At 56.6% G+C, this 26,967-nt stretch carries 34 protein-coding genes; all 34 read left to right on the top strand.

Annotated elements, in window-relative coordinates:
• Positions 1 to 95: 95 nt before the first annotated feature.
• The 34 genes from rpoB to rplQ all read left to right on the top strand — a co-directional run bounded on the left by rpoB (position 96) and on the right by rplQ (position 26,852).
• On the top strand, positions 96 to 4,169 hold the full coding sequence (gene rpoB, locus ABM562_RS22400; protein WP_115085066.1) for a DNA-directed RNA polymerase subunit beta: 4,074 nt from the start codon (positions 96 to 98) through the stop codon (positions 4,167 to 4,169).
• Positions 4,170 to 4,233: 64 nt separating this feature from the next.
• On the top strand, positions 4,234 to 8,433 hold the full coding sequence (rpoC, locus tag ABM562_RS22395; RefSeq protein WP_115085067.1) for a DNA-directed RNA polymerase subunit beta': 4,200 nt from the start codon (positions 4,234 to 4,236) through the stop codon (positions 8,431 to 8,433).
• 210 nt (positions 8,434 to 8,643) lie between these two features.
• On the top strand, positions 8,644 to 9,015 hold the full coding sequence (gene rpsL, locus ABM562_RS22390) for a 30S ribosomal protein S12 (RefSeq protein WP_003186084.1): 372 nt from the start codon (positions 8,644 to 8,646) through the stop codon (positions 9,013 to 9,015).
• Between the two features lie 120 nt (positions 9,016 to 9,135).
• Positions 9,136 to 9,606: a 30S ribosomal protein S7 gene (gene rpsG / locus ABM562_RS22385; RefSeq protein ID WP_008089143.1), complete on the top strand. Its 471-nt coding sequence runs from the start codon at positions 9,136 to 9,138 to the stop codon at positions 9,604 to 9,606.
• Between the two features lie 30 nt (positions 9,607 to 9,636).
• Positions 9,637 to 11,784: an elongation factor G gene (fusA, locus tag ABM562_RS22380; protein ID WP_115085068.1), complete on the top strand. Its 2,148-nt coding sequence runs from the start codon at positions 9,637 to 9,639 to the stop codon at positions 11,782 to 11,784.
• Between the two features lie 30 nt (positions 11,785 to 11,814).
• Positions 11,815 to 13,008, top strand: a complete 1,194-nt coding sequence (gene tuf, locus ABM562_RS22375) for an elongation factor Tu (RefSeq protein ID WP_115085064.1) — start codon at positions 11,815 to 11,817, stop codon at positions 13,006 to 13,008.
• A gap of 142 nt (positions 13,009 to 13,150) precedes the next feature.
• A complete protein-coding gene (gene rpsJ / locus ABM562_RS22370) occupies positions 13,151 to 13,462 on the top strand; it encodes a 30S ribosomal protein S10 (protein WP_003186070.1) in 312 nt (103 codons plus the stop codon).
• A gap of 80 nt (positions 13,463 to 13,542) precedes the next feature.
• Positions 13,543 to 14,178, top strand: a complete 636-nt coding sequence (gene rplC / locus ABM562_RS22365) for a 50S ribosomal protein L3 (protein ID WP_010220304.1) — start codon at positions 13,543 to 13,545, stop codon at positions 14,176 to 14,178.
• A 12-nt stretch (positions 14,179 to 14,190) separates the two neighbouring features.
• A complete protein-coding gene (gene rplD, locus ABM562_RS22360) occupies positions 14,191 to 14,793 on the top strand; it encodes a 50S ribosomal protein L4 (RefSeq protein WP_010220305.1) in 603 nt (200 codons plus the stop codon).
• Complete coding sequence (gene rplW, locus ABM562_RS22355; protein ID WP_010220306.1) at positions 14,790 to 15,089, top strand: 50S ribosomal protein L23; 300 nt, start codon at positions 14,790 to 14,792, stop codon at positions 15,087 to 15,089. Before rplD ends, rplW begins: the two co-directional genes overlap by 4 nt.
• A 14-nt stretch (positions 15,090 to 15,103) precedes the next feature.
• Positions 15,104 to 15,928, top strand: coding sequence for a 50S ribosomal protein L2 (gene rplB, locus ABM562_RS22350; protein ID WP_038606161.1), 825 nt, complete (start codon positions 15,104 to 15,106; stop codon positions 15,926 to 15,928).
• 16 nt (positions 15,929 to 15,944) lie between these two features.
• The gene (rpsS, locus tag ABM562_RS22345; RefSeq protein WP_002555486.1) at positions 15,945 to 16,220 is read left to right on the top strand and encodes a 30S ribosomal protein S19; all 276 of its coding nucleotides are present in this window, start codon (positions 15,945 to 15,947) and stop codon (positions 16,218 to 16,220) included.
• 11 nt (positions 16,221 to 16,231) lie between these two features.
• A complete protein-coding gene (gene rplV, locus ABM562_RS22340) occupies positions 16,232 to 16,564 on the top strand; it encodes a 50S ribosomal protein L22 (RefSeq protein ID WP_003103908.1) in 333 nt (110 codons plus the stop codon).
• A gap of 13 nt (positions 16,565 to 16,577) precedes the next feature.
• Positions 16,578 to 17,264: a 30S ribosomal protein S3 gene (gene rpsC, locus ABM562_RS22335; RefSeq protein ID WP_010220308.1), complete on the top strand. Its 687-nt coding sequence runs from the start codon at positions 16,578 to 16,580 to the stop codon at positions 17,262 to 17,264.
• Between the two features lie 12 nt (positions 17,265 to 17,276).
• Positions 17,277 to 17,690, top strand: a complete 414-nt coding sequence (rplP, locus tag ABM562_RS22330) for a 50S ribosomal protein L16 (RefSeq protein WP_003255479.1) — start codon at positions 17,277 to 17,279, stop codon at positions 17,688 to 17,690.
• The gene (rpmC, locus tag ABM562_RS22325) at positions 17,690 to 17,881 is read left to right on the top strand and encodes a 50S ribosomal protein L29 (protein ID WP_002555481.1); all 192 of its coding nucleotides are present in this window, start codon (positions 17,690 to 17,692) and stop codon (positions 17,879 to 17,881) included. The genes rplP and rpmC overlap by 1 nt, the downstream gene beginning before the upstream one ends.
• 2 nt (positions 17,882 to 17,883) lie before the next feature.
• Positions 17,884 to 18,150 (top strand): 30S ribosomal protein S17, encoded by a 267-nt coding sequence (gene rpsQ, locus ABM562_RS22320; protein WP_008374160.1) that lies wholly within the window; start codon positions 17,884 to 17,886, stop codon positions 18,148 to 18,150.
• Positions 18,151 to 18,173: 23 nt separating this feature from the next.
• Positions 18,174 to 18,542 carry a 50S ribosomal protein L14 gene (gene rplN, locus ABM562_RS22315; protein ID WP_002555479.1) on the top strand — a complete coding sequence of 123 codons (369 nt, stop codon included), beginning with the start codon at positions 18,174 to 18,176 and terminating at the stop codon, positions 18,540 to 18,542.
• An 11-nt stretch (positions 18,543 to 18,553) separates the two neighbouring features.
• On the top strand, positions 18,554 to 18,868 hold the full coding sequence (gene rplX / locus ABM562_RS22310; protein ID WP_009397501.1) for a 50S ribosomal protein L24: 315 nt from the start codon (positions 18,554 to 18,556) through the stop codon (positions 18,866 to 18,868).
• 20 nt (positions 18,869 to 18,888) lie between these two features.
• A complete protein-coding gene (gene rplE / locus ABM562_RS22305; RefSeq protein WP_010220311.1) occupies positions 18,889 to 19,428 on the top strand; it encodes a 50S ribosomal protein L5 in 540 nt (179 codons plus the stop codon).
• Positions 19,429 to 19,441: 13 nt separating this feature from the next.
• On the top strand, positions 19,442 to 19,747 hold the full coding sequence (gene rpsN, locus ABM562_RS22300) for a 30S ribosomal protein S14 (protein ID WP_038998487.1): 306 nt from the start codon (positions 19,442 to 19,444) through the stop codon (positions 19,745 to 19,747).
• Positions 19,748 to 19,956: 209 nt separating this feature from the next.
• Positions 19,957 to 20,349: a 30S ribosomal protein S8 gene (gene rpsH, locus ABM562_RS22295; protein WP_010220313.1), complete on the top strand. Its 393-nt coding sequence runs from the start codon at positions 19,957 to 19,959 to the stop codon at positions 20,347 to 20,349.
• 12 nt (positions 20,350 to 20,361) lie between these two features.
• The gene (gene rplF, locus ABM562_RS22290) at positions 20,362 to 20,895 is read left to right on the top strand and encodes a 50S ribosomal protein L6 (protein ID WP_010220314.1); all 534 of its coding nucleotides are present in this window, start codon (positions 20,362 to 20,364) and stop codon (positions 20,893 to 20,895) included.
• 10 nt (positions 20,896 to 20,905) lie between these two features.
• Positions 20,906 to 21,256, top strand: a complete 351-nt coding sequence (rplR, locus tag ABM562_RS22285) for a 50S ribosomal protein L18 (protein WP_009397496.1) — start codon at positions 20,906 to 20,908, stop codon at positions 21,254 to 21,256.
• A 3-nt stretch (positions 21,257 to 21,259) separates the two neighbouring features.
• Complete coding sequence (gene rpsE / locus ABM562_RS22280; RefSeq protein ID WP_010220316.1) at positions 21,260 to 21,760, top strand: 30S ribosomal protein S5; 501 nt, start codon at positions 21,260 to 21,262, stop codon at positions 21,758 to 21,760.
• Positions 21,761 to 21,762: 2 nt separating this feature from the next.
• Positions 21,763 to 21,939, top strand: coding sequence for a 50S ribosomal protein L30 (gene rpmD / locus ABM562_RS22275; protein WP_010220317.1), 177 nt, complete (start codon positions 21,763 to 21,765; stop codon positions 21,937 to 21,939).
• A gap of 3 nt (positions 21,940 to 21,942) precedes the next feature.
• Complete coding sequence (rplO, locus tag ABM562_RS22270; RefSeq protein WP_115085069.1) at positions 21,943 to 22,377, top strand: 50S ribosomal protein L15; 435 nt, start codon at positions 21,943 to 21,945, stop codon at positions 22,375 to 22,377.
• Complete coding sequence (gene secY, locus ABM562_RS22265) at positions 22,378 to 23,709, top strand: preprotein translocase subunit SecY (RefSeq protein WP_010220319.1); 1,332 nt, start codon at positions 22,378 to 22,380, stop codon at positions 23,707 to 23,709. It begins immediately after the preceding gene.
• Positions 23,710 to 23,737: 28 nt separating this feature from the next.
• On the top strand, positions 23,738 to 23,854 hold the full coding sequence (gene rpmJ, locus ABM562_RS22260; RefSeq protein WP_002555468.1) for a 50S ribosomal protein L36: 117 nt from the start codon (positions 23,738 to 23,740) through the stop codon (positions 23,852 to 23,854).
• A gap of 131 nt (positions 23,855 to 23,985) precedes the next feature.
• The gene (gene rpsM, locus ABM562_RS22255; protein ID WP_038998488.1) at positions 23,986 to 24,342 is read left to right on the top strand and encodes a 30S ribosomal protein S13; all 357 of its coding nucleotides are present in this window, start codon (positions 23,986 to 23,988) and stop codon (positions 24,340 to 24,342) included.
• 30 nt (positions 24,343 to 24,372) lie between these two features.
• Positions 24,373 to 24,762: a 30S ribosomal protein S11 gene (rpsK, locus tag ABM562_RS22250; protein ID WP_002555466.1), complete on the top strand. Its 390-nt coding sequence runs from the start codon at positions 24,373 to 24,375 to the stop codon at positions 24,760 to 24,762.
• A 15-nt stretch (positions 24,763 to 24,777) separates the two neighbouring features.
• Positions 24,778 to 25,398 (top strand): 30S ribosomal protein S4, encoded by a 621-nt coding sequence (gene rpsD / locus ABM562_RS22245; RefSeq protein ID WP_010220321.1) that lies wholly within the window; start codon positions 24,778 to 24,780, stop codon positions 25,396 to 25,398.
• 22 nt (positions 25,399 to 25,420) lie between these two features.
• Entirely contained in the window at positions 25,421 to 26,422 is a 1,002-nt protein-coding gene (locus ABM562_RS22240; RefSeq protein WP_003186012.1) for a DNA-directed RNA polymerase subunit alpha, read from the top strand.
• A 43-nt stretch (positions 26,423 to 26,465) separates the two neighbouring features.
• Positions 26,466 to 26,852 carry a 50S ribosomal protein L17 gene (gene rplQ / locus ABM562_RS22235; RefSeq protein ID WP_002555463.1) on the top strand — a complete coding sequence of 129 codons (387 nt, stop codon included), beginning with the start codon at positions 26,466 to 26,468 and terminating at the stop codon, positions 26,850 to 26,852.
• Positions 26,853 to 26,967 lie beyond the last annotated feature (115 nt).

The raw sequence follows: 26,967 nt of genomic DNA, 5'->3' as shown, positions 1-26,967 counted from the left end.
AATGATGGTGGCGCAAACCATGGGGTTTGCACGATTTTCTGGCTGCTCCCGTCGGGAGAAGCCAAACAAGCAGGTGACCAAGCTGGGGAACGCTGATGGCTTACTCATACACTGAGAAAAAACGTATCCGCAAGGACTTTAGCAAGTTGCCGGACGTCATGGATGTGCCTTACCTCCTGGCCATCCAGCTGGATTCGTATCGTGAATTCTTGCAAGCGGGAGCGACCAAAGATCAGTTCCGCGACGTGGGCCTGCATGCGGCCTTCAAATCGGTTTTCCCGATCATCAGCTACTCCGGCAATGCTGCCCTGGAGTACGTTGGCTATCGTCTGGGCGAACCGGCTTTTGATGTCAAAGAATGCGTACTGCGTGGCGTGACCTATGCGGTTCCGCTGCGGGTAAAAGTCCGCCTGATCATTTTCGACAAAGAGTCGTCGAACAAAGCGATCAAGGACATCAAAGAGCAAGAAGTCTACATGGGTGAAATTCCCCTGATGACTGAAAACGGTACCTTCGTAATCAACGGTACCGAGCGTGTTATCGTTTCCCAGCTGCACCGTTCGCCGGGCGTGTTCTTCGATCACGACCGCGGCAAGACGCACAGCTCTGGCAAACTGCTGTACTCGGCGCGGATCATTCCTTACCGCGGTTCGTGGCTGGACTTCGAGTTCGATCCGAAAGACTGTGTATTCGTCCGTATCGACCGTCGTCGTAAACTGCCTGCGTCGGTTCTGCTGCGCGCGCTGGGCTACAGCACTGAAGAAGTGCTGGATGCTTTCTACACCACCAACGTGTTCCACGTGTCGGGCGAGAAGCTCAGCCTGGAGCTGGTGCCTCAGCGCCTGCGTGGTGAAGTTGCGGTCATGGATATTCATGACGAAACCGGCAAGGTCATTGTCGAGCAAGGTCGTCGTATCACCGCTCGCCACATCAACCAGCTGGAAAAAGCTGGCGTCAAGCAGCTGGACGTTCCGCTGGAATACGTCCTGGGCCGCACTACCGCCAAGGCGATCGTGCACCCGGCTACCGGCGAGATCCTGGCTGAGTGCAACACCGAGCTGACCACCGACGCCCTGGTGAAGATCGCCAAGGCTCAGGTTGTTCGCATCGAGACCCTGTACACCAACGACATCGACTGCGGTCCGTTCATCTCGGATACCCTGAAGATCGACTCCACCAGCAACCAACTGGAAGCGCTGGTCGAGATCTATCGCATGATGCGTCCTGGCGAGCCGCCAACCAAGGATGCCGCCGAGACCCTGTTCAACAACCTGTTCTTCAGCGCCGAACGTTACGACCTGTCGGCCGTTGGCCGCATGAAGTTCAACCGTCGTATCGGTCGTACCGAGATCGAAGGTTCGGGCGTGCTGAGCAAGGAAGATATCGTCGAGGTCCTCAAGACCCTGGTCGACATCCGTAACGGCAAAGGTATCGTCGACGACATCGACCATCTGGGTAACCGTCGCGTCCGTTGTGTCGGCGAGATGGCCGAGAACCAGTTCCGCGTTGGCCTGGTGCGTGTAGAGCGCGCGGTCAAAGAGCGTCTGTCGATGGCTGAAAGCGAAGGCCTGATGCCTCAGGACCTGATCAACGCCAAGCCGGTTGCGGCGGCGGTGAAAGAGTTCTTCGGCTCCAGCCAGCTCTCGCAGTTCATGGACCAGAACAACCCGCTGTCCGAGATCACCCACAAGCGTCGTGTCTCCGCACTCGGCCCTGGTGGTCTGACCCGTGAGCGCGCAGGCTTCGAAGTCCGTGACGTACACCCGACCCACTACGGCCGTGTGTGCCCGATCGAGACCCCTGAAGGTCCGAACATCGGTCTGATCAACTCCCTGGCTGCGTACGCTCGCACCAACCAGTACGGCTTCCTGGAAAGCCCGTACCGCGTGGTGAAAGAAGGCGTGGTTACCGACGACATCGTGTTCCTGTCGGCGATCGAAGAAGCTGATCACGTCATCGCCCAGGCTTCGGCCACGATGAACGAGAAGAAGCACCTGATCGACGAGCTGGTAGCTGTTCGTCACCTGAACGAATTCACCGTCAAGGCGCCGGAAGACGTCACCCTGATGGACGTTTCGCCGAAGCAGGTAGTTTCGGTTGCAGCGTCGCTGATTCCGTTCCTCGAGCACGACGACGCCAACCGTGCGTTGATGGGTTCGAACATGCAGCGTCAGGCTGTACCAACCCTGCGCGCCGACAAGCCGCTGGTCGGTACCGGCATGGAGCGCAACGTTGCCCGTGACTCCGGCGTTTGCGTCGTGGCCCGTCGTGGTGGCGTGATCGACTCCGTCGATGCCAGCCGTATCGTTGTTCGCGTTGCCGATGACGAAGTTGAAACCGGTGAAGCCGGTGTCGACATCTACAACCTGACCAAGTACACCCGTTCGAACCAGAACACCTGCATCAACCAGCGTCCGCTGGTGAACAAGGGTGACGCGGTTCAGCGTGGCGACATCATGGCCGACGGCCCGTCCACCGATATGGGTGAACTGGCACTGGGTCAGAACATGCGCATCGCGTTCATGGCGTGGAACGGCTTCAACTTCGAAGACTCCATCTGCCTGTCCGAGCGTGTGGTTCAGGAAGACCGCTTCACCACGATCCACATCCAGGAACTGACCTGTGTGGCCCGTGACACCAAGCTTGGCCCAGAGGAAATCACCGCGGACATCCCGAACGTCGGTGAAGCTGCGCTGAACAAGCTGGACGAAGCCGGTATCGTCTATGTTGGTGCTGAAGTTGGCGCTGGCGACATCCTGGTCGGCAAGGTCACGCCAAAAGGCGAAACCCAGCTGACTCCGGAAGAAAAACTGCTGCGCGCGATCTTCGGTGAGAAGGCCAGCGACGTTAAAGACACCTCCCTGCGCGTGCCTACCGGCACCAAAGGTACTGTCATCGACGTACAGGTCTTCACCCGTGATGGCGTCGAGCGCGACAGCCGTGCGCTGTCCATCGAGAAGATGCAGCTGGACGAGATCCGCAAGGACCTCAACGAAGAGTTCCGCATCGTCGAAGGCGCAACCTTCGAGCGTCTGCGTTCGGCCCTGAACGGCCAGGTTGTCGACGGTGGTGCAGGCCTGAAGAAAGGCACTGTGATCACCAACGAAGTCCTGGACGGTCTGGAGCACGGCCAGTGGTTCAAACTGCGCATGGCCGAAGACGCGCTGAACGAGCAGCTCGAGAAGGCCCAGGCCTACATCGTTGATCGTCGCCGTCTGCTGGACGACAAGTTCGAAGACAAGAAGCGCAAGCTGCAGCAGGGCGATGACCTGGCACCGGGCGTACTGAAGATCGTCAAGGTCTACCTGGCAATCCGTCGTCGCATCCAGCCGGGCGACAAGATGGCCGGTCGTCACGGTAACAAAGGTGTGGTCTCGGTGATCATGCCGGTCGAAGACATGCCGCACGACGCCAACGGTACTCCGGTCGACGTGGTACTCAACCCGCTGGGTGTACCATCGCGTATGAACGTTGGTCAGATCCTCGAAACCCACCTGGGCCTGGCGGCCAAAGGTCTGGGCGAGAAGATCAACCGCATGCTCGAAGAGCAGCGCAAGGTCATCGAGCTGCGCAAGTTCCTCACCGAGATCTACAACGAGATCGGTGGTCGTCAGGAAGAGCTGGAGACTTTCTCCGACCAGGAGATCCTGGACCTGGCGAAGAACCTCAAAGGCGGTGTGCCAATGGCCACTCCAGTCTTCGACGGTGCCAAGGAAAGCGAGATCAAGGCCATGCTGAAACTGGCAGACATGCCAGAAAGCGGTCAGATGCAGCTGTTCGACGGTCGTACTGGTAACAAGTTCGAGCGTCATGTGACCGTTGGTTACATGTACATGCTCAAGCTGAACCACTTGGTGGACGACAAGATGCACGCGCGTTCCACTGGTTCTTACAGCCTGGTTACCCAGCAGCCGCTGGGTGGTAAGGCGCAGTTCGGTGGTCAGCGTTTCGGGGAGATGGAAGTGTGGGCGCTGGAAGCATACGGCGCGGCATACACCCTGCAAGAAATGCTCACAGTGAAGTCGGACGATGTGAACGGTCGGACCAAGATGTACAAAAACATCGTGGACGGCGATCACCGTATGGAGCCGGGCATGCCCGAGTCCTTCAACGTGTTGATCAAAGAGATTCGTTCGCTCGGTATCGATATCGATCTGGAAACCGAATAACACGTGACGCGAATCGGGAGCGTGGCTGAAAAGCCCGCTCCCTGCTCCGCCAGGAGGAAAGGCCTTGAAAGACCTACTGAATTTGCTGAAAAACCAGGGTCAAGTCGAAGAGTTCGACGCCATCCGTATCGGATTGGCCTCGCCTGAGATGATCCGTTCGTGGTCGTTCGGTGAAGTTAAAAAACCGGAAACCATCAACTACCGTACGTTCAAGCCTGAGCGTGACGGCCTGTTCTGCGCCAAGATCTTTGGCCCAGTCAAGGACTACGAGTGCCTGTGCGGTAAGTACAAGCGCCTGAAACACCGCGGCGTGATCTGCGAGAAGTGCGGCGTTGAAGTCGCCCTGGCCAAGGTTCGTCGTGAGCGCATGGCGCACATCGAACTGGCTTCGCCGGTTGCCCACATCTGGTTCCTGAAATCGCTGCCGTCGCGTATCGGCCTGCTGATGGACATGACCCTGCGTGATATCGAGCGCGTTCTCTACTTCGAGAGCTATGTCGTTATCGACCCGGGCATGACCACCCTGGAAAAAGGCCAGCTGCTCAACGACGAGCAGTACTTCGAAGCGCTGGAAGAGTTCGGTGACGACTTCGACGCCCGCATGGGTGCCGAGGCTGTCCGCGAGCTGCTGCACGCTATCGACCTGGAGCACGAGATCGGTCGCCTGCGCGAAGAGATTCCGCAGACCAACTCGGAAACCAAGATCAAGAAGCTGTCCAAGCGTCTGAAACTGATGGAGGCCTTCCAGGGCTCGGGCAACCTGCCTGAGTGGATGGTCCTGACCGTTCTGCCGGTTCTGCCGCCAGACCTGCGTCCATTGGTTCCGCTGGATGGCGGTCGCTTCGCGACTTCCGACCTGAACGACCTGTATCGTCGGGTGATCAACCGTAACAACCGTCTGAAGCGCCTGCTCGACCTGTCCGCGCCGGACATCATCGTGCGCAACGAAAAGCGCATGCTGCAGGAGGCGGTCGACGCCTTGCTGGATAACGGCCGTCGCGGTCGTGCCATCACCGGCTCGAACAAGCGTCCTCTGAAGTCCCTGGCCGACATGATCAAGGGTAAGCAAGGTCGTTTCCGTCAGAACTTGCTCGGTAAGCGTGTTGACTACTCCGGCCGTTCGGTAATTACCGTAGGTCCGACCCTGCGTCTGCACCAATGCGGTCTGCCGAAGAAGATGGCTCTCGAGCTGTTCAAGCCGTTCATTTTCGGCAAGCTGGAAATGCGTGGTCTGGCGACCACCATCAAGGCCGCCAAGAAAATGGTCGAGCGTGAGCTGCCAGAGGTTTGGGACGTTCTCGCCGAAGTGATTCGCGAACACCCCGTACTGCTCAACCGTGCACCGACCCTTCACCGTCTGGGCATCCAGGCGTTTGAACCGGTACTGATCGAAGGTAAGGCTATCCAGCTGCACCCGTTGGTCTGTGCTGCGTACAACGCCGACTTCGACGGTGACCAGATGGCCGTTCACGTGCCGCTGACGCTGGAAGCCCAGCTCGAAGCGCGCGCGCTGATGATGTCGACCAACAACATCCTGTCGCCAGCCAACGGTGAGCCAATCATCGTTCCGTCGCAGGACGTTGTACTGGGTCTGTACTACATGACCCGTGAAGCCATCAACGCCAAGGGCGAAGGTCGCGTATTCGCTGACCTGCAGGAAGTCGACCGGGTATTCCGCGCCGGCGAAGCTGCCCTGCACGCCAAGATCAAGGTTCGTATCAACGAAACCGTAAACGATCGTGATGGCGGCAGCGTCAAGAACACCCGTATCGTCGACACCACTGTCGGCCGTGCACTGCTGTTCCAGGTTGTTCCACCAGGTCTGTCGTACGACGTGGTCAACCAGCCAATGAAGAAAAAGGCGATCTCCAAGCTGATCAACCAGTGCTACCGCGTGGTTGGTCTGAAAGAGACCGTGATCTTCGCTGACCAGCTGATGTATACCGGTTTTGCCTACTCGACCATCTCCGGCGTTTCCATCGGTGTTAACGACTTCGTTATCCCGGATGAAAAAGCCCGCATCATCGGTGCTGCCACCGACGAAGTGAAAGAGATCGAGAGCCAGTACGCCTCCGGCCTGGTAACCCAGGGCGAGAAGTACAACAAAGTCATCGACTTGTGGTCCAAGGCGAACGACGAAGTTTCCAAGGCGATGATGGCCAACCTCTCGAAAGAGAAGGTCATCGACCGCAATGGCGACGAAGTCGAGCAAGAGTCCTTCAACTCGATGTACATGATGGCTGACTCCGGTGCCCGGGGTTCGGCAGCTCAGATTCGTCAGCTGGCCGGTATGCGTGGTCTGATGGCCAAGCCGGACGGCTCGATCATCGAGACGCCGATCACCGCGAACTTCCGTGAAGGTCTGAGCGTACTCCAGTACTTCATCTCGACTCACGGTGCTCGTAAGGGTCTTGCGGATACCGCGTTGAAAACCGCGAACTCCGGTTACCTGACTCGTCGTCTGGTAGACGTTGCCCAGGATCTGGTCGTGACCGAGATCGACTGCGGCACCGAGCAAGGCCTGCTGATGACGCCGCACATTGAAGGCGGCGACGTTGTAGAGCCGCTGGGTGAGCGTGTACTGGGTCGTGTTATCGCCCGTGACGTGTTCAAGCCAGGCACCGACGACGTTATCGTTCCGGCCGGTACCCTGGTCGACGAGAAGTGGGTCGAGTTCATCGAGCTGAACAGCATCGACGAAGTAATCGTGCGTTCGCCGATCAGCTGCGAAACCCGCTACGGCATCTGCGCCAAGTGCTACGGTCGTGACCTGGCGCGTGGTCACCAGGTGAACATCGGTGAAGCGGTCGGCGTTATCGCTGCCCAGTCGATCGGTGAGCCGGGTACCCAGCTGACCATGCGTACATTCCACATCGGTGGTGCTGCAAGCCGGACCTCGGCTGCCGACAGCGTCCAGGTGAAGAACGGCGGTATGGTTCGCCTGCATAACCTGAAGCACGTTGAGCGTGCCGACCGTAACCTGGTCGCCGTATCGCGTTCCGGTGAGTTGGCGATTGCCGACGAATTCGGTCGTGAGCGCGAGCGTTACAAGCTGCCTTACGGTGCGGTCATTTCGGTGAAGGAAGGCGACAAGGTCGACGCTGGCGCAATCGTCGCCAAGTGGGACCCGCACACCCACCCGATCGTTACCGAGATGAAAGGTACCGTGACCTTCGTGGGCATGGAAGAAGGCATCACCATCAAGCGTCAGACTGACGAATTGACTGGTTTGACCAACATTGAAGTTCTGGACGTCAAAGACCGTCCGGCTGCAGGCAAGGAAATCCGTCCTGCAATCAAGATGGTCGACGCCAATGGCAAGGATCTGCTGCTGCCAGGTACCGACGTACCGGCTCAGTACTTCCTGCCGGCCAACGCCCTGGTCGGTGTGGCTGACGGTGCCCAGATCGGCGTCGGTGACGTTATCGCGCGTATCCCGCAAGAAACGTCGAAGACCCGTGACATCACCGGTGGTCTGCCGCGGGTTGCCGACTTGTTCGAAGCCCGTCGTCCGAAAGAAGCCTCGATTCTGGCTGAAGTCAGCGGCACCATCGCCTTCGGTAAAGAGACCAAGGGCAAGCGCCGTCTGGTCATCACCCCGAACGACGGTAGCGATCCGTACGAAGAGCTGATTCCAAAGTGGCGTCACCTGAACGTCTTCGAAGGCGAGCAAGTGAACCGCGGCGAAGTTATCTCCGACGGTCCGAGCGATCCGCACGACATCCTGCGTCTGCTGGGTGTCAGCGCGCTGGCCAAGTACATCGTCAACGAGATTCAGGACGTTTACCGTCTGCAAGGCGTTAAGATCAACGACAAGCACATCGAAACCATCCTGCGTCAGATGCTGCGCAAGGTCGAGATTGCCGAGTCGGGTGACTCCAGCTTCATCAAGGGCGACCAGATGGAACTGACCCATGTACTGGTAGAGAACGAGCGCCTTGGCGCGGAAGACAAGTTTGTCTCCAAGTTCACTCGCGTACTGCTGGGTATCACCAAGGCCTCGCTGTCCACCGAATCGTTCATCTCGGCGGCTTCCTTCCAGGAAACCACTCGAGTACTGACCGAAGCGGCGGTAACCGGCAAGCGCGATTACCTGCGCGGCCTGAAAGAAAACGTGGTCGTGGGTCGTCTGATCCCGGCCGGTACCGGTCTGGCCTACCACAGCGAGCGCAAGCGTCGCCGTGATGCCGACAAACCGCTGCGCGTAAGTGCCAGTGAGGTGGAAGCCGCACTGACCGAAGCGCTGAATTCCAGCGGTAACTGAAAGTAGGATAGGGCCCCGGCAAACCTGTTTTGGTCATCGGCGACATAATTTGTTGCCGATGACCGGAAGGGGAGGGCCGGGGCCTTGTCTTGACTGGGGGCAAGATCCTCTTTAGACTCTTGTACCCCTAAATTTGGTGGGACTCCGTCCTGCCAATTTTTGCTTTTCTTGCAAGACAATAGCGTCGCAAGACAACAGTGGAGCTAGTAGATGGCAACTATCAACCAGCTGGTACGTCAGCCGCGTAAGCGTATCGTCGAGAAATCCGACGTTCCTGCGCTGCAGAACTGCCCGCAACGTCGTGGCGTGTGCACCCGTGTGTACACCACCACGCCGAAAAAACCTAACTCGGCACTGCGTAAAGTTTGCCGTGTGCGTCTGACCAACGGTTTCGAGGTTTCCTCGTACATCGGCGGTGAAGGCCACAACCTGCAAGAGCACAGCGTCGTCCTGATTCGTGGCGGCCGTGTAAAAGACTTGCCAGGTGTTCGTTACCACACCGTTCGCGGCTCCCTGGATACCTCCGGCGTCAAAGGTCGTAACCAAGGTCGTTCGAAGTACGGTACCAAGCGTCCGAAGTAATCGGCCGTTTGCAGCAGTTTGCAGTTATTCATTTTATTGAGTCGATAAGAGTAAGGTCGGGCACGCACCCTTAGGGGGCACTGTCCCGGGCTAACCTGAAGACCGTTTGAGGGCTTATCAATGCCAAGACGTCGTGTAGCAGCCAAGCGTGAGATTCTGGACGATCCAAAATACGGAAGCCAGATCCTCGCCAAGTTCATGAACCACGTGATGGAAAGCGGCAAGAAGGCCGTTGCCGAGCGTATCGTTTACGGTGCGCTGGACAAGGTCAAAGAACGCAAGAACAGCGATCCCCTGGAAATCTTCGAGAAAGCTCTCGACGCCATCGCTCCGCTGGTCGAAGTTAAGTCGCGCCGTGTTGGCGGTGCCACTTACCAGGTTCCTGTTGAAGTTCGTCCATCCCGTCGTAACGCCCTGGCAATGCGCTGGTTGGTAGACTACGCCCGCAAGCGTGGCGAGAAGTCCATGGCTCTGCGCCTGGCCGGCGAGCTGCTGGATGCTGCTGAAGGCAAGGGTGCTGCAGTCAAGAAGCGTGAAGACGTACACCGTATGGCCGAAGCCAACAAAGCGTTCTCGCACTACCGCTTCTAATTCAGGCATCACTATTTTTGCGAGGGCTCTATGGCTCGTACTACACCAATCAACCGCTACCGTAACATTGGTATTTGCGCGCACGTTGACGCGGGCAAAACTACCACTACCGAGCGGATCCTGTTCTACACAGGCCTGAGCCACAAGATGGGCGAGGTGCATGACGGCGCCGCGACCACCGACTGGATGGTGCAGGAGCAGGAGCGGGGTATTACCATTACCTCCGCTGCTGTCACCACCTTCTGGAAGGGCTCCAAAGGTCAGTATGACAACTATCGCGTAAACGTCATCGATACCCCCGGCCACGTTGACTTCACCATTGAAGTAGAACGTTCGCTGCGCGTACTCGACGGCGCGGTCGTTGTTTTCTGCGGCACCTCCGGTGTTGAGCCTCAGTCCGAAACCGTATGGCGTCAAGCCAACAAATACGGCGTTCCACGTGTTGTTTACGTGAACAAGATGGACCGTGCTGGCGCCAACTTCCTGCGCGTCGTAGGTCAGATCAAGAACCGTCTGGGTCACACCCCGGTTCCTGTTCAGCTGGCCATCGGTTCGGAAGATAACTTCCAGGGTCAGGTCGACCTGATCAAGATGAAGGCTATCTACTGGAACGACGACGACAAAGGCACTACCTACCGTGAGGAAGAGATTCCTGCGGACATGCTCGAGCTGGCCGAAGAATGGCGCGCGAACATGGTAGAAGCTGCTGCCGAAGCCAACGAAGAGCTGATGAACAAGTACCTTGAAGAAGGTGAGCTGTCGGTCGAAGAGATCAAAGCCGGTCTGCGTGCGCGCACCCTGGCCAGCGAGATCGTTCCGGCCGTCTGCGGTTCGTCGTTCAAGAACAAGGGTGTTCCCCTGGTTCTCGACGCCGTTATCGACTTCCTGCCTGCTCCGACCGAGATTCCTGCGATCAAGGGTATTCACCCTGACCTGATCGAGAAGCCGAAGGACGAGCTGGTCGAGGCTGACTACGACGAGCGTCACGCCGACGACAACGAGCCGTTCTCGGCTCTGGCGTTCAAGATTGCTACCGACCCGTTCGTGGGTACCCTGACTTTCGTGCGCGTTTACTCGGGCATGCTGCAGTCTGGCGACTCCGTGATCAACTCGGTCAAGGGCAAGAAAGAGCGCGTTGGTCGTATGGTGCAGATGCACGCCAACCAGCGTGAAGAGATCAAAGAAGTACTGGCAGGCGACATCGCTGCTCTGATCGGCATGAAGGACGTCACCACTGGTGACACCCTGTGCAACGCCGACAAGCCGATCATCCTCGAGCGTATGGACTTCCCGGAGCCTGTGATCTCGGTTGCTGTTGAGCCGAAGACCAAGCAAGACCAGGAAAAGATGGGTATCGCACTGGGCAAGCTGGCTCAGGAAGACCCGTCGTTCCGCGTCAAGACCGACGAAGAAACCGGCCAGACCATCATCTCCGGTATGGGCGAGCTTCACCTGGACATCCTCGTTGACCGCATGAAGCGCGAGTTCAACGTCGAAGCCAACATCGGTAAGCCGCAGGTTTCGTACCGCGAGCAGATCACCAAGGACAACGTCGAGATCGAAGGTAAGTTCGTTCGTCAGTCCGGTGGTCGCGGTCAGTTCGGTCACTGCTGGATTCGCTTCTCGCAGCCAACAGTGGACGCACAAGGCAACATCACCGAAGGCCTGGAATTCACCAACGAGGTTGTAGGTGGTGTGGTTCCTAAGGAATACATCCCGGCGATCCAGAAGGGTATCGAAGAGCAGATGAAGAACGGCATTGTTGCCGGCTATCCGCTGATCGGCCTGAAGGCAACCGTGTTTGATGGTTCCTACCACGACGTCGACTCCAACGAGATGGCGTTCAAGGTGGCGGCCTCCATGGCGACCAAGCAACTGGCTGCCAAAGGCGGCGGTAAAGTGCTTGAGCCGATCATGAAGGTAGAAGTTGTGACCCCTGAGGACTACATGGGTGACGTGATGGGTGACCTGAACCGTCGTCGTGGTCTGATCCAGGGTATGGAAGATTCGGTGTCCGGCAAGGTTGTCCGTGCTGAAGTTCCGCTCGGAGAAATGTTCGGTTATGCGACCGACGTTCGTTCCATGTCTCAGGGTCGCGCGAGCTACTCCATGGAATTCTCCAAATACGCCGAAGCTCCGTCGAATATCGTCGAAGCACTCGTTAAAAAACAAGGCTAATCCAGCCCTTTAGGCAAGAGGTTCACTGTCGTGGCTAAAGAAAAATTTGATCGTTCCCTTCCGCACGTCAACGTTGGCACCATCGGTCACGTTGACCACGGTAAAACCACTCTGACCGCAGCTCTGACTCGCGTCTGCTCCGAAGTTTTCGGTTCGGCCGTTGTTGACTTCGACAAGATCGACAGCGCTCCAGAAGAGAAAGCTCGCGGTATCACCATCAACACCGCGCACGTCGAGTACAACTCGAAGATTCGTCACTACGCTCACGTCGACTGCCCAGGTCACGCTGACTACGTGAAGAACATGATCACCGGTGCTGCCCAGATGGACGGCGCGATCCTGGTTTGCTCGGCCGCCGATGGTCCGATGCCACAAACCCGTGAGCACATCCTGCTGTCCCGTCAGGTTGGCGTTCCGTACATCGTGGTCTTCCTGAACAAGGCTGACCTGGTAGACGACGCTGAGCTGCTGGAACTGGTCGAGATGGAAGTTCGCGACCTGCTGTCCACCTATGACTTCCCGGGCGACGACACTCCGATCATCATCGGTTCGGCTCGTATGGCGCTGGAAGGCAAAGACGACAACGAAATGGGCACCACCGCTGTCAAGAAGCTGGTTGAGACTCTGGATGCCTACATCCCAGAGCCTGAGCGCGCTATCGACAAGCCGTTCCTGATGCCAATCGAAGACGTATTCTCGATCTCGGGTCGTGGTACCGTTGTTACCGGTCGTATCGAGCGTGGTATCGTCCGCGTTCAAGACGCCTTGGAAATCGTTGGTCTGCGTGACACCACCACCACCACCTGCACCGGTGTTGAGATGTTCCGCAAGCTGCTGGACGAAGGTCGTGCTGGCGAGAACTGCGGCGTGCTGCTGCGCGGCACCAAGCGTGACGACGTTGAGCGTGGCCAGGTTCTGGTCAAGCCAGGTTCGGTCAAGCCGCACACCAAGTTCACCGCAGAAGTTTACGTTCTGAGCAAGGAAGAAGGCGGCCGTCATACTCCGTTCTTCAAAGGCTACCGTCCACAGTTCTACTTCCGTACTACTGACGTGACTGGTAACTGCGAGCTGCCAGAAGGCGTTGAAATGGTAATGCCAGGTGACAACATTCAAATGACTGTTACCCTGATCAAGACCATCGCGATGGAAGACGGTCTGCGTTTCGCTATCCGTGAAGGCGGTCGTACCGTCGGCGCCGGCGTCGTAGCCAAAATCATCGAGTAATCGTTGATCGCTTAAAAAGGCCCCCGCTCAGCGGGGGCTTTTTTATTGGGTTGACACTCAGTGGGGCCCTCTATAGAATCACGCCTCCTTTTAACGGGCGTAGTGCGCCCGGTGGGAATAGCAGCCTGGAGTCTGAAATCCAATGCAAAATCAGCAAATCCGTATCAGGTTGAAGGCTTTTGACCATCGCCTGATCGACCAATCCACCCAGGAAATCGTGGAAACCGCGAAACGTACTGGTGCTCAAGTGCGTGGTCCAATTCCACTGCCTACCCGTAAAGAGCGGTTCACCGTTCTGGTCTCCCCGCACGTCAACAAAGACGCGCGTGACCAGTACGAGATCCGTACTCATAAGCGCGTTCTGGACATCGTCCAGCCAACGGATAAAACCGTTGATGCTCTTATGAAGCTTGATCTTGCGGCCGGTGTGGAAGTGCAGATCAGCCTCGGCTAAGACACGGTCTTAGTCGTGTAACGCTCTGAAATGGGCGGCCATAGCGGGTGAAAGCCCCGTACACTCATGAGGTTTACAACATGACTATTGGTGTAGTCGGTCGTAAATGCGGTATGACCCGTATTTTCACCGAAGAAGGTGTCTCCATTCCGGTCACGGTCATTGAGATCGAGCCGAATCGCGTCACCCAGTTCAAAACTGAAGAAACCGATGGCTATCGTGCAGTGCAAGTCACTGTCGGTGAGCGTCGCGCTTCGCGTGTGACTGCTGCTCAAGCTGGTCACTTCGCCAAGGCGAACGTTGCCGCGGGTCGCGGTGTCTGGGAATTCCGCCTTGAAGAAGGTGAGTTCCAGGCCGGTGATTCGATCAACGCTGAAATCTTCGCTGCAGGTCAGCTGGTAGACGTTACCGGCCAGTCCAAGGGTAAAGGCTTTGCCGGTACCATCAAGCGTTGGAATTTCCGCGGTCAAGATAACACCCACGGTAACTCCGTCTCCCACCGCGTCCCGGGCTCTATCGGCCAGTGCCAGACTCCTGGTCGTGTATTCAAGGGCAAGAAAATGTCCGGTCACATGGGCGCCGAGCGCGTGACCGTTCAGTCCCTCGAAGTAGTGCGCGTCGACGCTGAACGCAATCTGTTGCTGGTCAAGGGTGCCGTTCCAGGCGCAACTGGCAGCGATCTGGTTGTGCGTCCGGCTGCCAAGGCTCGCGGTTAAGGGGAAGCTGACATGCAACTAAATGTAAATGACGCTCAAGCGATCGAAGTTTCCGAACTGACTTTCGGCGGCGAATTCAACGAGACGCTGGTACACCAAGCAGTCGTGGCCTATATGGCCGGCGGCCGTCAAGGCACCAAGCAGCAGAAAACCCGTTCCGACGTTGCTGGTGGCGGTAAGCGCCCATGGCGTCAGAAAGGCACTGGCCGTGCTCGTGCCGGTACTATCCGTAGCCCAATCTGGCGTGGCGGTGGTACCACTTTCGCAGCTCGTCCTCAGGATCACTCGCAGAAGCTCAACAAGAAGATGTACCGCGCAGCAATGCGTTCCATCCTCGCTGAGCTGGTGCGTACCGACCGTCTGGTCGTGGTTCAGGACTTCGCTGTTGAAGCACCGAAAACCAAAGATCTGCTGAACAAGCTGAACGGCATGGGTCTGAGCGACGTACTGATCGTTTCGGACGCTGTTGATCAGAACCTGTACCTGGCTGCTCGTAACCTGCCGCACGTCGACGTACGTGACGTACAGGGTTCCGATCCGGTCAGTCTGATCGCATACGACAAAGTGTTGATCACTGTGTCGGCCGTGAAGAAATTCGAGGAGCTGCTGGGATGAACCAGGAACGCGTATTTAAAGTCCTCCTTGGCCCGCATGTTTCCGAGAAGGCTACCGTTCTGGCTGAGAAAAAAGGCCAGTTCGTATTCAAGGTTGCTACTGACGCAACCAAGCTGGAAATCAAGAAAGCTGTCGAAGGCCTGTTCGGCGTAAAAGTCGAAAACGTGTCGACTGTAAACGTTCTGGGTAAAACCAAGCGTACCGCACGTGGTCTGGGCAAGCGCAATGACTGGAAGAAAGCGATCGTTTCGCTTCAGCCAGGCCAAGATCTCGATTTCAGCAGCAGTGCTGAGTAAGGAAGGGGTGCATCATGGCAATCGTTAAATGCAAACCGACTTCCCCTGGCCGCCGTTTCGTGGTCAAGGTGGTCAACAAGGAGCTGCATAAAGGCGCTCCTCACGCACCGCTGCTCGAGAAGAAATCGAAGTCTGGTGGTCGTAACAACAATGGCCGTATCACTACTCGTCACGTAGGTGGTGGTCATAAGCAGCATTACCGTATGGTCGATTTCCGTCGCAACGACAAAGATGGCATCGTCGCCACTGTCGAGCGTATCGAATACGATCCAAACCGTACTGCTCACATCGCACTGCTGTGCTACGCAGACGGCGAGCGCCGCTACATCATCGCCCCTAAAGGCGTTGCTGCTGGCGACCAGCTGATCGCAGGCGCTCTGGCTCCAATCAAGCCAGGCAACTCCCTGCAACTGCGCAACATCCCAGTGGGTAGCACCATTCACGGCATCGAACTGAAGCCGGGCAAAGGTGCACAGATCGCTCGTTCCGCTGGTGCTTCGGCTCAGCTGATCGCTCGCGAAGGTGTCTATGTGACCCTGCGTCTGCGCTCTGGTGAAATGCGTAAAGTCCTGGCTGAATGCCGTGCGACCCTGGGTGAAGTCTCGAACTCCGAGCACAGCCTGCGTTCGCTGGGTAAAGCCGGTGCCAAACGCTGGCGTGGCGTTCGCCCAACCGTTCGTGGTGTTGCCATGAACCCGGTTGACCACCCACATGGTGGTGGTGAAGGTCGTACCTCCGGTGGTCGTCATCCGGTATCGCCATGGGGCTTCCCGACTAAGGGCGCGAAGACTCGTGGTAATAAGCGTACCGACAACATGATCGTCCGTCGTCGCAAGTAAATAGAGGGATACGACAGTGCCACGTTCTCTGAAAAAAGGTCCTTTTATCGATCTTCACCTACTGAAGAAGATCGAAGTGGCGGCGGAAAAGAACGATCGCAAACCAGTTAAGACCTGGTCGCGCCGTTCCATGATCCTGCCACAAATGGTCGGTCTGACCATCGCGGTACACAACGGTCGCCAACACGTCCCAGTTCTCGTGAACGAAGACATGGTCGGCCATAAACTGGGCGAGTTTGCCGGTACCCGCACTTATCGTGGGCACGTGGCTGACAAGAAAGCCAAGCGTTAAGGGGTAAGGAAATGGAAGTAGCCGCTAAGTTGTCGGGCGCTCGAATCTCCGCCCAGAAAGCCCGCTTGGTCGCCGACCAGATCCGCGGGAAGAAGGTGGGCGAAGCGCTCAACCTGTTGGCTTTCAGCAGCAAAAAAGCCGCTGAAATCATGAAGAAAGTCCTCGAGTCGGCCGTAGCCAACGCCGAGCATAACGAAGGCGCAGACGTTGATGACCTGAAGGTCTCCACCGTTTTCGTCAACGAAGGGCGTTCGCTGAAGCGCATCATGCCGCGTGCCAAAGGCCGCGCTGATCGCATCGTCAAGCGGTCTTGCCATATCACTGTCAAGGTTGCGGACAAGTAACGGAGTCGATCAGATGGGTCAGAAAGTACATCCCACTGGCATTCGCCTGGGAATCGTCAAGGAGCACACCTCCGTCTGGTACGCAGACGGTCGGACTTATGCGGACTATTTGCTCGCAGATCTGAATGTGCGTGAGTACCTCCAAGACAAACTAAAAAGCGCGTCCGTTAGCCGTATCGATATCCATCGTCCGGCCCAAACTGCACGCATCACCATCCACACCGCTCGTCCAGGTATCGTTATCGGGAAGAAAGGTGAAGATGTTGAGAAACTGCGTCAGGACCTGACCAAGCAAATGGGTGTGCCTGTGCACATCAACATCGAAGAGATCCGCAAGCCGGAACTCGACGGTATGCTGGTAGCTCAGAGCGTAGCTCAGCAGCTGGAGCGTCGTGTGATGTTCCGTCGCGCCATGAAGCGCGCCGTACAGAACGCCATGCGCATTGGTGCCAAAGGCATCAAGATCCAAGTGAGCGGTCGTCTCGGCGGTGCTGAAATCGCACGTACTGAATGGTATCGCGAAGGTCGTGTGCCGCTGCACACCCTGCGTGCCGATATCGACTATGCCACCTACGAAGCTCACACCACTTACGGTGTGATCGGTGTGAAGGTTTGGATTTTCAAAGGCGAAGTAATTGGTGGTCGCCAAGAAGAACTGAAACCACAAGCACCAGCGCCTCGTAAAAAAGCTGCTAAGTAAGGGGTACGCCAAATGTTGCAACCAAAGCGTACAAAATTCCGCAAGCAGATGACTGGCCACAACCGTGGTCTGGCACTGCGCGGTAGCAAAGTCAGCTTCGGCGAATTTGCTCTGAAAGCTGTTGCTCGCGGTCGTCTCACCGCCCGCCAGATTGAGTCGGCACGTCGTGCTCTGACCCGTCACGTAAAACGTGGCGGTAAAATCTGGATCCGTGTGTTCCCGGACAAGCCGATCTCCAAGAAGCCTCTCGAAGTGCGGATGGGTAAAGGTAAAGGTTCCGTGGAGTACTGGGTTGCCCAGATCCAGCCAGGCAAAGTCCTGTACGAGATCGAGGGTGTTTCTGAAGAGTTGGCGCGTGAGGCTTTCGCCCTGGCGGCTGCAAAGCTGCCTCTCGCCACCTCCTTTGTTAAGCGGACGGTGATGTGATGAAAGCGAATGAACTTCGTGAAAAATCAGCACAGCAGCTGAACGAGCAACTGCTCGGCTTGCTGCGCGACCAGTTCAATCTGCGTATGCAGAAAGCAACTGGCCAGTTGGGGCAGTCGCACCTGCTCTCGCAAGTTAAGCGTGACATCGCTCGCGTGAAAACTGTGCTCAACCAGCAGGCAGGTAAGTGATCATGGCTGAAGCTGAAAAAACCGTCCGTACGCTGACTGGCCGTGTCGTCAGCGACAAGATGGACAAAACCATCACCGTACTGATCGAGCGTCGCGTAAAGCACCCGATCTACGGTAAATACGTTAAGCGTTCGACTAAGCTGCACGCGCACGACGAAACCAACCAGTGCCATATCGGCGACAAGGTCTCCATCCGCGAGACCCGTCCGCTGGCCAAGACCAAGTCCTGGGCACTGGTTGAAGTTCTCGAACGCGCTGTTGAAGTCTAAGGGCTAAGGGTCGGAGAAATTTTATGATTCAGACTCAATCCATGCTCGATGTGGCCGATAACAGCGGCGCTCGTCGCGTCATGTGCATCAAGGTTCTCGGCGGTTCGCACCGCCGTTACGCCGGCATCGGTGACATCATCAAGGTAACCGTCAAGGAAGCAATTCCTCGCGGTAAAGTGAAGAAAGGCCAAGTGATGACTGCTGTTGTAGTCCGCACTCGCCACGGTGTCCGTCGTGCTGACGGCTCCATCATCCGCTTTGATGGCAATGCTGCTGTTCTGCTGAACAACAAGCAAGAGCCGATCGGCACCCGTATCTTTGGGCCAGTGACCCGTGAACTTCGTACTGAGAAGTTCATGAAGATCGTCTCGCTCGCCCCAGAAGTGCTGTAAGGAGATCCGACATGCAAAAGATTCGTCGTGACGACGAGATCATCGTGATCGCCGGCAAAGACAAAGGTAAGCGCGGTAAGGTGCTCAAGGTTCTCGCTGACGACCGTCTGGTCGTTGGTGGGATCAACCTGGTGAAGCGTCATACCAAGCCTAACCCGATGTCGGGCGTACAGGGCGGTATCGTCGAGAAAGAAGCGCCACTGCACGCTTCCAACGTCGCCATTTTCAACGGCGAAACCAACAAGGCTGACCGCGTTGGTTTCAAAGTAGAAGACGGCAAAAAAATTCGTGTCTTCAAGTCGACCCAAAAAGCGGTTGATGCTTGAACACTGCTAGGTAGAAGACCATGGCACGACTGAAAGAGATTTACCGGAACGAGATTGCTCCCAAGCTTAAGGAAGAACTTAAGCTGGCGAACGTGATGGAAGTTCCGCGCGTTACCAAGATCACCCTGAACATGGGTCTGGGCGAAGCTGTCGGCGACAAAAAAGTCATCGAACACGCTGTTGCTGACCTGGAGAAGATCACCGGTCAGAAAGCCGTTGTGACTTTCGCTCGGAAATCCATCGCGGGCTTCAAAGTCCGTGAAGGCTGGCCGATCGGCGTTAAAGTTACCCTGCGCCGTGATCGTATGTACGAATTCCTGGACCGCCTGCTGGCGATCTCCCTGCCTCGGGTTCGCGACTTCCGCGGCCTGAATGCCAAGTCCTTCGATGGTCGTGGCAACTACAGCATGGGCGTGAAAGAGCAGATCATCTTCCCGGAAATCGACTACGACAAGATCGATGCTCTGCGCGGTCTGGACATTACCCTGACCACCACTGCCAAGAACGATGATGAAGGCCGCGCTCTGATGCGTGCTTTCAAATTCCCGTTCCGCAACTGATTGGAGTAGGAAAATGGCCAAGAAGAGCATGAAGAACCGTGAGCTGAAGCGTCAGCTCACCGTTGCCAAGTACGCCAAGAAGCGTGCCGAGCTGAAAGCGACCATCGTGAACCTGGAAGCAACTCCAGAAGAGCGTTTTGCCGCCGTCGTAGCTCTGCAGAAGCAACCACGTGACGCTAGCGCTGCGCGCCTGCGTAACCGTTGCCGCATCACCGGTCGTCCACACGGCGTTTACCGCAAGTTCGGCCTCGGCCGTAACAAGCTGCGTGAAGCAGCAATGCGCGGTGACGTTCCAGGTCTGGTTAAAGCCAGCTGGTAAGACGTACCGGCAGCGTCCAGGTGGCGGGGGAGCAATCTTCCGACCACCGGTGACCTTGCAACGAAACAAGCCCCTTCTGGGGCTTGTTTCGTTTCTGGGAACTGTCTAGAATGACCGGCTCTCCTGAGCCCGGGTTTTTACGCCCGGCGATTTCAGGGGACTGTAGTAGCCGAGAGGCTAATTTTTCTTGTATCAGGAGCGTCTAGCCCATGAGTATGCAGGACCCGTTAGCGGACATGCTAACTCGCATCCGTAATGCCCAGATGGCTGAAAAGTCCGTCGTAAGCATGCCTTCGTCGACTCTGAAGGTTGCGGTAGCCAAAGTTCTGAAAGACGAAGGTTACATCGCTGGCTACCAAGTCAGCAGCGAAGTAAAACCATCGCTTTCCATCGAGCTGAAATACTTCGAAGGCCGTCCGGTCATCGAGGAAGTCAAGCGCGTAAGTCGTCCAGGCCTGCGTCAGTACAAGTCCGTCGAAGAACTGCCGAAAGTACGTGGCGGTCTGGGCGTGTCTATCGTCTCCACCAACAAAGGTGTGATGACTGATCGTGCTGCGCGCGCTGCCGGTGTCGGCGGCGAAGTTCTCTGCACAGTGTTCTAAGGGGGGATAAGCATGTCTCGCGTCGCTAAGAACCCCGTTAAGCTGCCAGCCGGTGTCGAAGTCAAATTCGTCGGCCAACAGCTTTCGGTGAAGGGTGCCAAGGGCACTCTCGAACTGAACGTTCACTCGTCGGTTGAAATTGTTGAAGAAGCTGGTGAGCTGCGTTTCGCTGCTCGCAATGGCGATCAACAAACTCGCGCTATGGCCGGTACTACCCGCGCCCTGGTGAACAACATGGTCCAGGGCGTAAGCCAAGGCTTCGAGCGCAAGCTCCAGCTGGTCGGTGTTGGTTACAAAGCACAAGCCAAAGGCACCGTGCTGAACCTGGCACTCGGCTTCTCGCATCCAGTGGATTACGAACTGCCGGCCGGTATCACCGCAGAGACCCCAAGCCAGACCGATATCCTGATCAAGGGTATCGACAAGCAGCTGGTAGGTCAGGTGGCCGCTGAAATCCGCGACTTCCGTCCACCAGAGCCGTACAAAGGCAAGGGTGTGCGTTACGCGGACGAAGTCGTCCGTCGTAAAGAAGCCAAGAAGAAGTAGGGCCTAGCAAATGACCGACAAAAAAGTTACTCGACTGCGTCGCGCTCGCAAAGCACGCCTGAAAATGCACGAACTCGAAGTCGTGCGTCTCTGCGTGTTCCGCTCCTCGCAGCACATCTACGCCCAGGTCATTTCGGCCGACGGCAGCAAGGTTTTGGCCAGTGCCTCGACCTTGGACAAAGAACTGCGTGATGGTGCCACCGGCAACATCGACGCGGCCACTAAGGTTGGCAAGCTGGTAGCTGAGCGCGCGAAAGCCGCCGGTGTATCTCAAGTTGCCTTTGACCGTTCCGGCTTCAAGTACCATGGCCGCGTCAAAGCGCTGGCTGATGCTGCTCGTGAAGGCGGGCTGGAGTTCTAAGTTATGGCAAATAACGATCAAAAGCGCGACGAAGGCTACATCGAGAAGCTGGTTCAAGTTAACCGCGTTGCTAAAACCGTCAAAGGCGGCCGTATCTTCACTTTCACCGCGTTGACCGTGGTTGGTGATGGTAAAGGTCGTGTTGGCTTCGGCCGTGGCAAGTCGCGCGAAGTACCTGCTGCGATCCAGAAAGCCATGGAAGCTGCTCGTCGCAACATGATTCAGGTAGACCTGAACGGCACTACTCTGCAGTACGCCACCAAGTCCGCCCATGGCGCGTCGAAGGTGTACATGCAGCCTGCCTCGGAAGGTACCGGTATCATCGCCGGTGGCGCAATGCGTGCCGTCCTGGAAGTTGCTGGCGTTCAGAACGTCCTGGCCAAGTGCTATGGCTCGACCAACCCAGTGAACGTGGTTCATGCCACTTTCAAGGGTCTGAAGGCTATGCAATCTCCTGAGTCCATTGCTGCCAAGCGCGGCAAGAGCGTTGAGGAGATCCGCTGATCATGGCTACCGTTAAAGTAACGCTGATCAAAAGCACCGCCGGCCGTCTCCCTAACCACAAACTGTGTGTTAAGGGTCTGGGTCTGCGCCGCATCGGTCACACTGTAGAAGTCCTGGATACTCCCGAGAATCGCGGGATGATCAACAAGGCTTACTACATGCTGCGCGTCGAGGGTTAATCGATGAAACTCAATGATCTGAGTCCAGCGCCGGGTTCCCGTCGCGAGAAGCATCGTCCGGGCCGTGGTATCGGTAGCGGTTTGGGTAAGACTGGTGGCCGCGGCCACAAAGGTCAAACCTCCCGTTCCGGTGGCACCATTGCTCCAGGCTTTGAAGGCGGTCAACAGCCGCTGCACCGTCGTCTGCCGAAATTCGGCTTCGTTTCCCTGAAAGCCATGGACCGCGCAGAAGTGCGTCTGTCCGAGCTGGCCAAAGTGGAAGGCGACGTTGTCACCGTGCAATCCTTGAAGGATGCCAACGTGATTAACCAAAGCGTACAGCGTGTGAAAATCATGCTGTCCGGCGAAGTTACTCGCGCGGTCACCATCAAGGGTATCGCAGCCACCAAAGGTGCGCGTGCGGCTATCGAAGCAGCTGGCGGCAAGTTCGAGGAATAAATGGCTAAGCAAGGTGCTCTCTCTTCGCTCGGCAAAGGCGGGATGTCTGAACTCTGGGCTCGTCTGCGTTTTCTGTTCCTGGCGATCATCGTCTACCGGATAGGCGCACACATCCCAGTTCCAGGTATCAACCCGGACCGGCTGGCGGAACTGTTTCGACAGAATGAGGGGACCATTCTTAGCTTGTTCAACATGTTTTCCGGCGGCGCGCTGGAACGGATGAGCATCTTTGCACTGGGGATCATGCCGTACATTTCGGCATCGATCATCATGCAGCTGATGACCGCCGTTAGCCCGCAGCTGGAGCAGTTGAAGAAGGAAGGTGAAGCTGGCCGTCGCAAGATCAGCCAGTACACCCGCTACGGCACCGTTATCCTGGCGCTGGTCCAGGCCATTGGCATGTCCATTGGTCTGGCCGGTCAGGGCGTGGCGTTTTCTGCTGACTTTGGCTTCCATTTCGTTGCGGTGTCCACTTTCGTGGCCGGCGCGATGTTCATGATGTGGCTGGGCGAGCAGATCACCGAGCGCGGTGTAGGCAACGGTATCTCGATGTTGATCTTCGCAGGTATCGTCGCCGGTCTTCCGAGAGCAATCGGGCAGTCTTTCGAGTCTGCACGCACAGGCGATATCAATATTTTCGCCCTGGTCGCTATCGGTTTGCTGGCAGTAGCGATTATCGGTTTCGTGGTGTTCATTGAGCGTGGTCAGCGTCGTATCGCCGTTCACTACGCCAAGCGTCAGCAGGGCCGCAAGGTCTTCGCTGCGCAGACCAGCCACTTGCCGTTGAAAGTGAACATGGCGGGCGTAATTCCTGCCATTTTCGCGAGCAGCATCTTGCTGTTCCCGGCTTCGCTGGGTGCCTGGTTCGGTCAGTCCGAAGGTATGGGCTGGTTGCAGGACATCTCGCAGTCGATCGCTCCTGGTCAGCCGTTGAATATTCTGCTGTTTAGTGCAGGGATTATTTTCTTCTGCTTCTTCTATACGGCGTTGATGTTCAATCCGAAAGACGTAGCGGAAAACCTGAAGAAGTCCGGTGCCTTTATTCCGGGTATCCGTCCGGGCGAGCAGTCGGCGCGCTACATTGATGGCGTTCTGACCCGCTTGACCATGTTCGGTGCTCTTTATATGACGGCCGTGTGTCTGCTTCCCCAGTTCCTGGTGGTCGCGGCAAACGTTCCGTTCTACCTTGGCGGGACCTCGTTGCTGATTGTGGTAGTGGTTGTGATGGACTTCATGTCCCAAGTACAATCGCACCTCGTTTCGCACCAGTACGAATCCCTGATGAAGAAAGCCAACCTGAAAGGCTACGGTGGCAGCGGTCTGCTGCGCTGATTGACCCTTAAGGTTCGAGGAGTTGGTGATGAAAGTTCGTGCATCGGTGAAAAAGCTGTGCCGTAACTGCAAAATTATTCGCCGCGAAGGTGTCGTTCGAGTAATTTGCAGTGCGGAACCACGTCACAAGCAGCGCCAAGGCTGATTGTGATCTGCGCTTCAAACCCAGCAGCTAGTGCGCTGCTGGGTTGATTATTTGTTTCTACAGCGATATTATCTCGCGCCCTATTTCTTGGCTTCCGGGGCGTAGGTAGCTGTCAATTGGAGTCCCACTGAATGGCCCGTATTGCAGGCGTCAACATTCCAGATAACAAGCACACTGTTATCTCGCTGACCTACATCTATGGTGTTGGTCGCACTACTGCACAGAAAATCTGTGCAGACACTGGGGTCAACCCAGCCGCAAAGATCAAGGATCTGAGCGACGAGCAGGTTGAATCGCTGCGTACTGAAGTTGCGAAGTACATCACCGAAGGTGATCTGCGCCGTGACATCAACATGAAAATCAAGCGGTTGATGGACCTGGGTTGCTACCGCGGCCTGCGTCATCGTCGGGGTCTGCCAGTACGCGGTCAGCGTACCAAGACCAACGCGCGTACCCGTAAGGGCCCGCGTAAGCCGATCCGCAAGTAATCGCACCAGCGAATCGACAGGAATTTAGAAATGGCAAAACCTGCTGCTCGTCCTCGTAAAAAAGTCAAAAAGACAGTGGTTGATGGCATCGCCCACATCCATGCGTCTTTTAACAACACCATCGTGACCATCACCGATCGTCAAGGTAACGCTCTGTCCTGGGCTACCTCCGGCGGTTCGGGTTTCCGCGGTTCCCGCAAGTCCACCCCGTTCGCTGCTCAGGTAGCTGCTGAACGTGCTGGTCAAGCTGCGCTGGAATATGGTCTGAAGAACCTCGACGTCAACGTCAAGGGTCCAGGTCCAGGTCGTGAGTCCGCTGTTCGTGCTCTGAACGGCTGTGGCTATAAGATCGCCAGCATCACCGACGTGACGCCAATCCCGCATAACGGGTGCCGTCCGCCGAAGAAGCGCCGCGTGTAATCAGGAGACAGATAAATGGCACGTTACATTGGTCCAAAATGCAAACTGTCTCGTCGTGAAGGCACCGATCTGTTCCTGAAGAGCGGCGTTCGCGCTCTGGAATCGAAGTGCAACATCGAAGCAGCCCCAGGTATCCACGGTCAGCGCCGCGGTCGTCAGTCCGACTACGGCACCCAGCTGCGTGAGAAACAAAAAGTTCGTCGTATCTACGGCGTCCTCGAGCGTCAATTCAGCGGTTACTACAAGCAAGCGGCCTCCAAGAAGGGCGCTACTGGTGAGAACCTGCTGCAACTGCTCGAGTGCCGTCTGGATAACGTCGTTTATCGTATGGGCTTTGGCGCTACTCGTGCCGAATCCCGTCAGCTGGTTTCGCACAAAGCGATCAGCGTAAACGGCAAGACTGTAAACGTTCCGTCCTACCAAGTTCGTCCGGGTGACGTGGTCGCGGTTCGCGAGAAGTCGCTGAACCAGCTGCGCATTGTTCAAGCCCTTGAACTGTGCGCCCAGCGTGGCCGCGTTGAGTGGGTAGATGTGGATGCTGCCAAGAAGTCGGGCGTTTTCAAGAACGTTCCTGCTCGCAGTGACCTGTCCGCCGACATCAACGAAAGCCTGATTGTCGAGCTCTACTCCAAGTAAGGGCTAGAAAATAGGTGCATCCATGCAGATTTCGGTAAATGAGTTCCTGACGCCCCGCCACATCGATGTGCAGGTCGTCAGTCCAACCCGCGCTAAAATCACGCTCGAGCCTCTCGAGCGTGGCTTTGGCCATACCCTGGGCAACGCGCTGCGCCGCATCCTGTTGTCCTCCATGCCTGGCTGTGCAGTAGTCGAGGCCGAGATTGACGGTGTACTCCATGAGTACTCGGCAATCGAAGGTGTACAGGAAGATGTCATTGAAATCCTGTTGAACCTGAAAGGCCTGGCTATCAAACTGCACGGTCGTGACGAAGTTACGCTGACCTTGTCGAAGAAGGGTTCGGGGGTGGTTACCGCTGCCGATATTCAGCTGGATCATGATGTCGAGATCGTTAACCCCGATCACGTAATCGCTAACCTGGCGTCCAACGGCGCCTTGAACATGAAGCTCACCGTAGCTCGTGGTCGTGGTTATGAACCGGCCGATTCGCGTCAGAGCGATGAAGACGAAAGCCGCAGCATTGGTCGCTTGCAGCTCGACTCTTCGTTCAGCCCGGTTCGCCGTATCGCATACGTGGTGGAAAACGCCCGTGTCGAGCAGCGTACCAACCTGGACAAGCTGGTAATTGATCTGGAAACCAACGGTACTCTGGATCCTGAAGAGGCTATCCGTCGCGCTGCAACCATCCTGCAACAGCAGCTGGCTGCGTTCGTCGACCTCAAAGGTGACAGTGAACCAGTGGTTGTCGAGCAGGAAGACGAGATCGATCCGATCCTGCTTCGCCCGGTTGACGATCTGGAACTGACTGTACGTTCGGCTAACTGCCTTAAGGCGGAAAACATCTACTACATCGGCGACCTGATTCAGCGTACCGAAGTAGAGCTGTTGAAGACTCCGAACCTGGGCAAGAAATCCTTGACTGAAATCAAGGACGTTCTGGCCTCCCGCGGTCTGTCCCTCGGCATGCGCCTCGACAACTGGCCGCCTGCAAGTCTTAAGAAGGACGACAAGGCGACTGCCTGATCGTCGTAATCACCGAACGTAGTGTTTGGTAAGGAATGAACCCATGCGTCATCGTAAAAGTGGACGTCACCTGAGCCGTACCAGCTCTCACCGTAAGGCCATGTTCCAAAACATGGCGGTGTCGCTGTTCGAGCACGAGCTGATCAAAACTACTCTGCCAAAAGCCAAGGAACTGCGCCGCGTTGCCGAGCCGCTGATCACCCTGGCCAAGGAAGACAGCGTTGCTAACCGTCGTCTGGCTTTCGACCGTACTCGTTCGAAAGAAATCGTCGGTAAGCTGTTCAACGATCTGGGCAAGCGCTATGCCACCCGTCAGGGCGGCTACCTGCGTATCCTCAAGTGCGGCTTCCGCGCTGGCGATAACGCACCTATGGCGTACGTCGAGCTGGTTGATCGTCCTGTCGGTGGCTCGGTTGAAGCTGCTGAGTAAGGCGAACAGTCTGTAACAAGAAGCCGGGCCTAGTGCCCGGTTTTTTGTGTCTGCATGTATTGTAATAATCTATTGATATGAATCAGTTAATGAATTTGTTGTTGTCATAGTTGTG

The organism is Pseudomonas sp. ZL2, from assembly GCF_054788455.1.
This window is presented reverse-complemented; position numbering and strand designations above follow the sequence as displayed.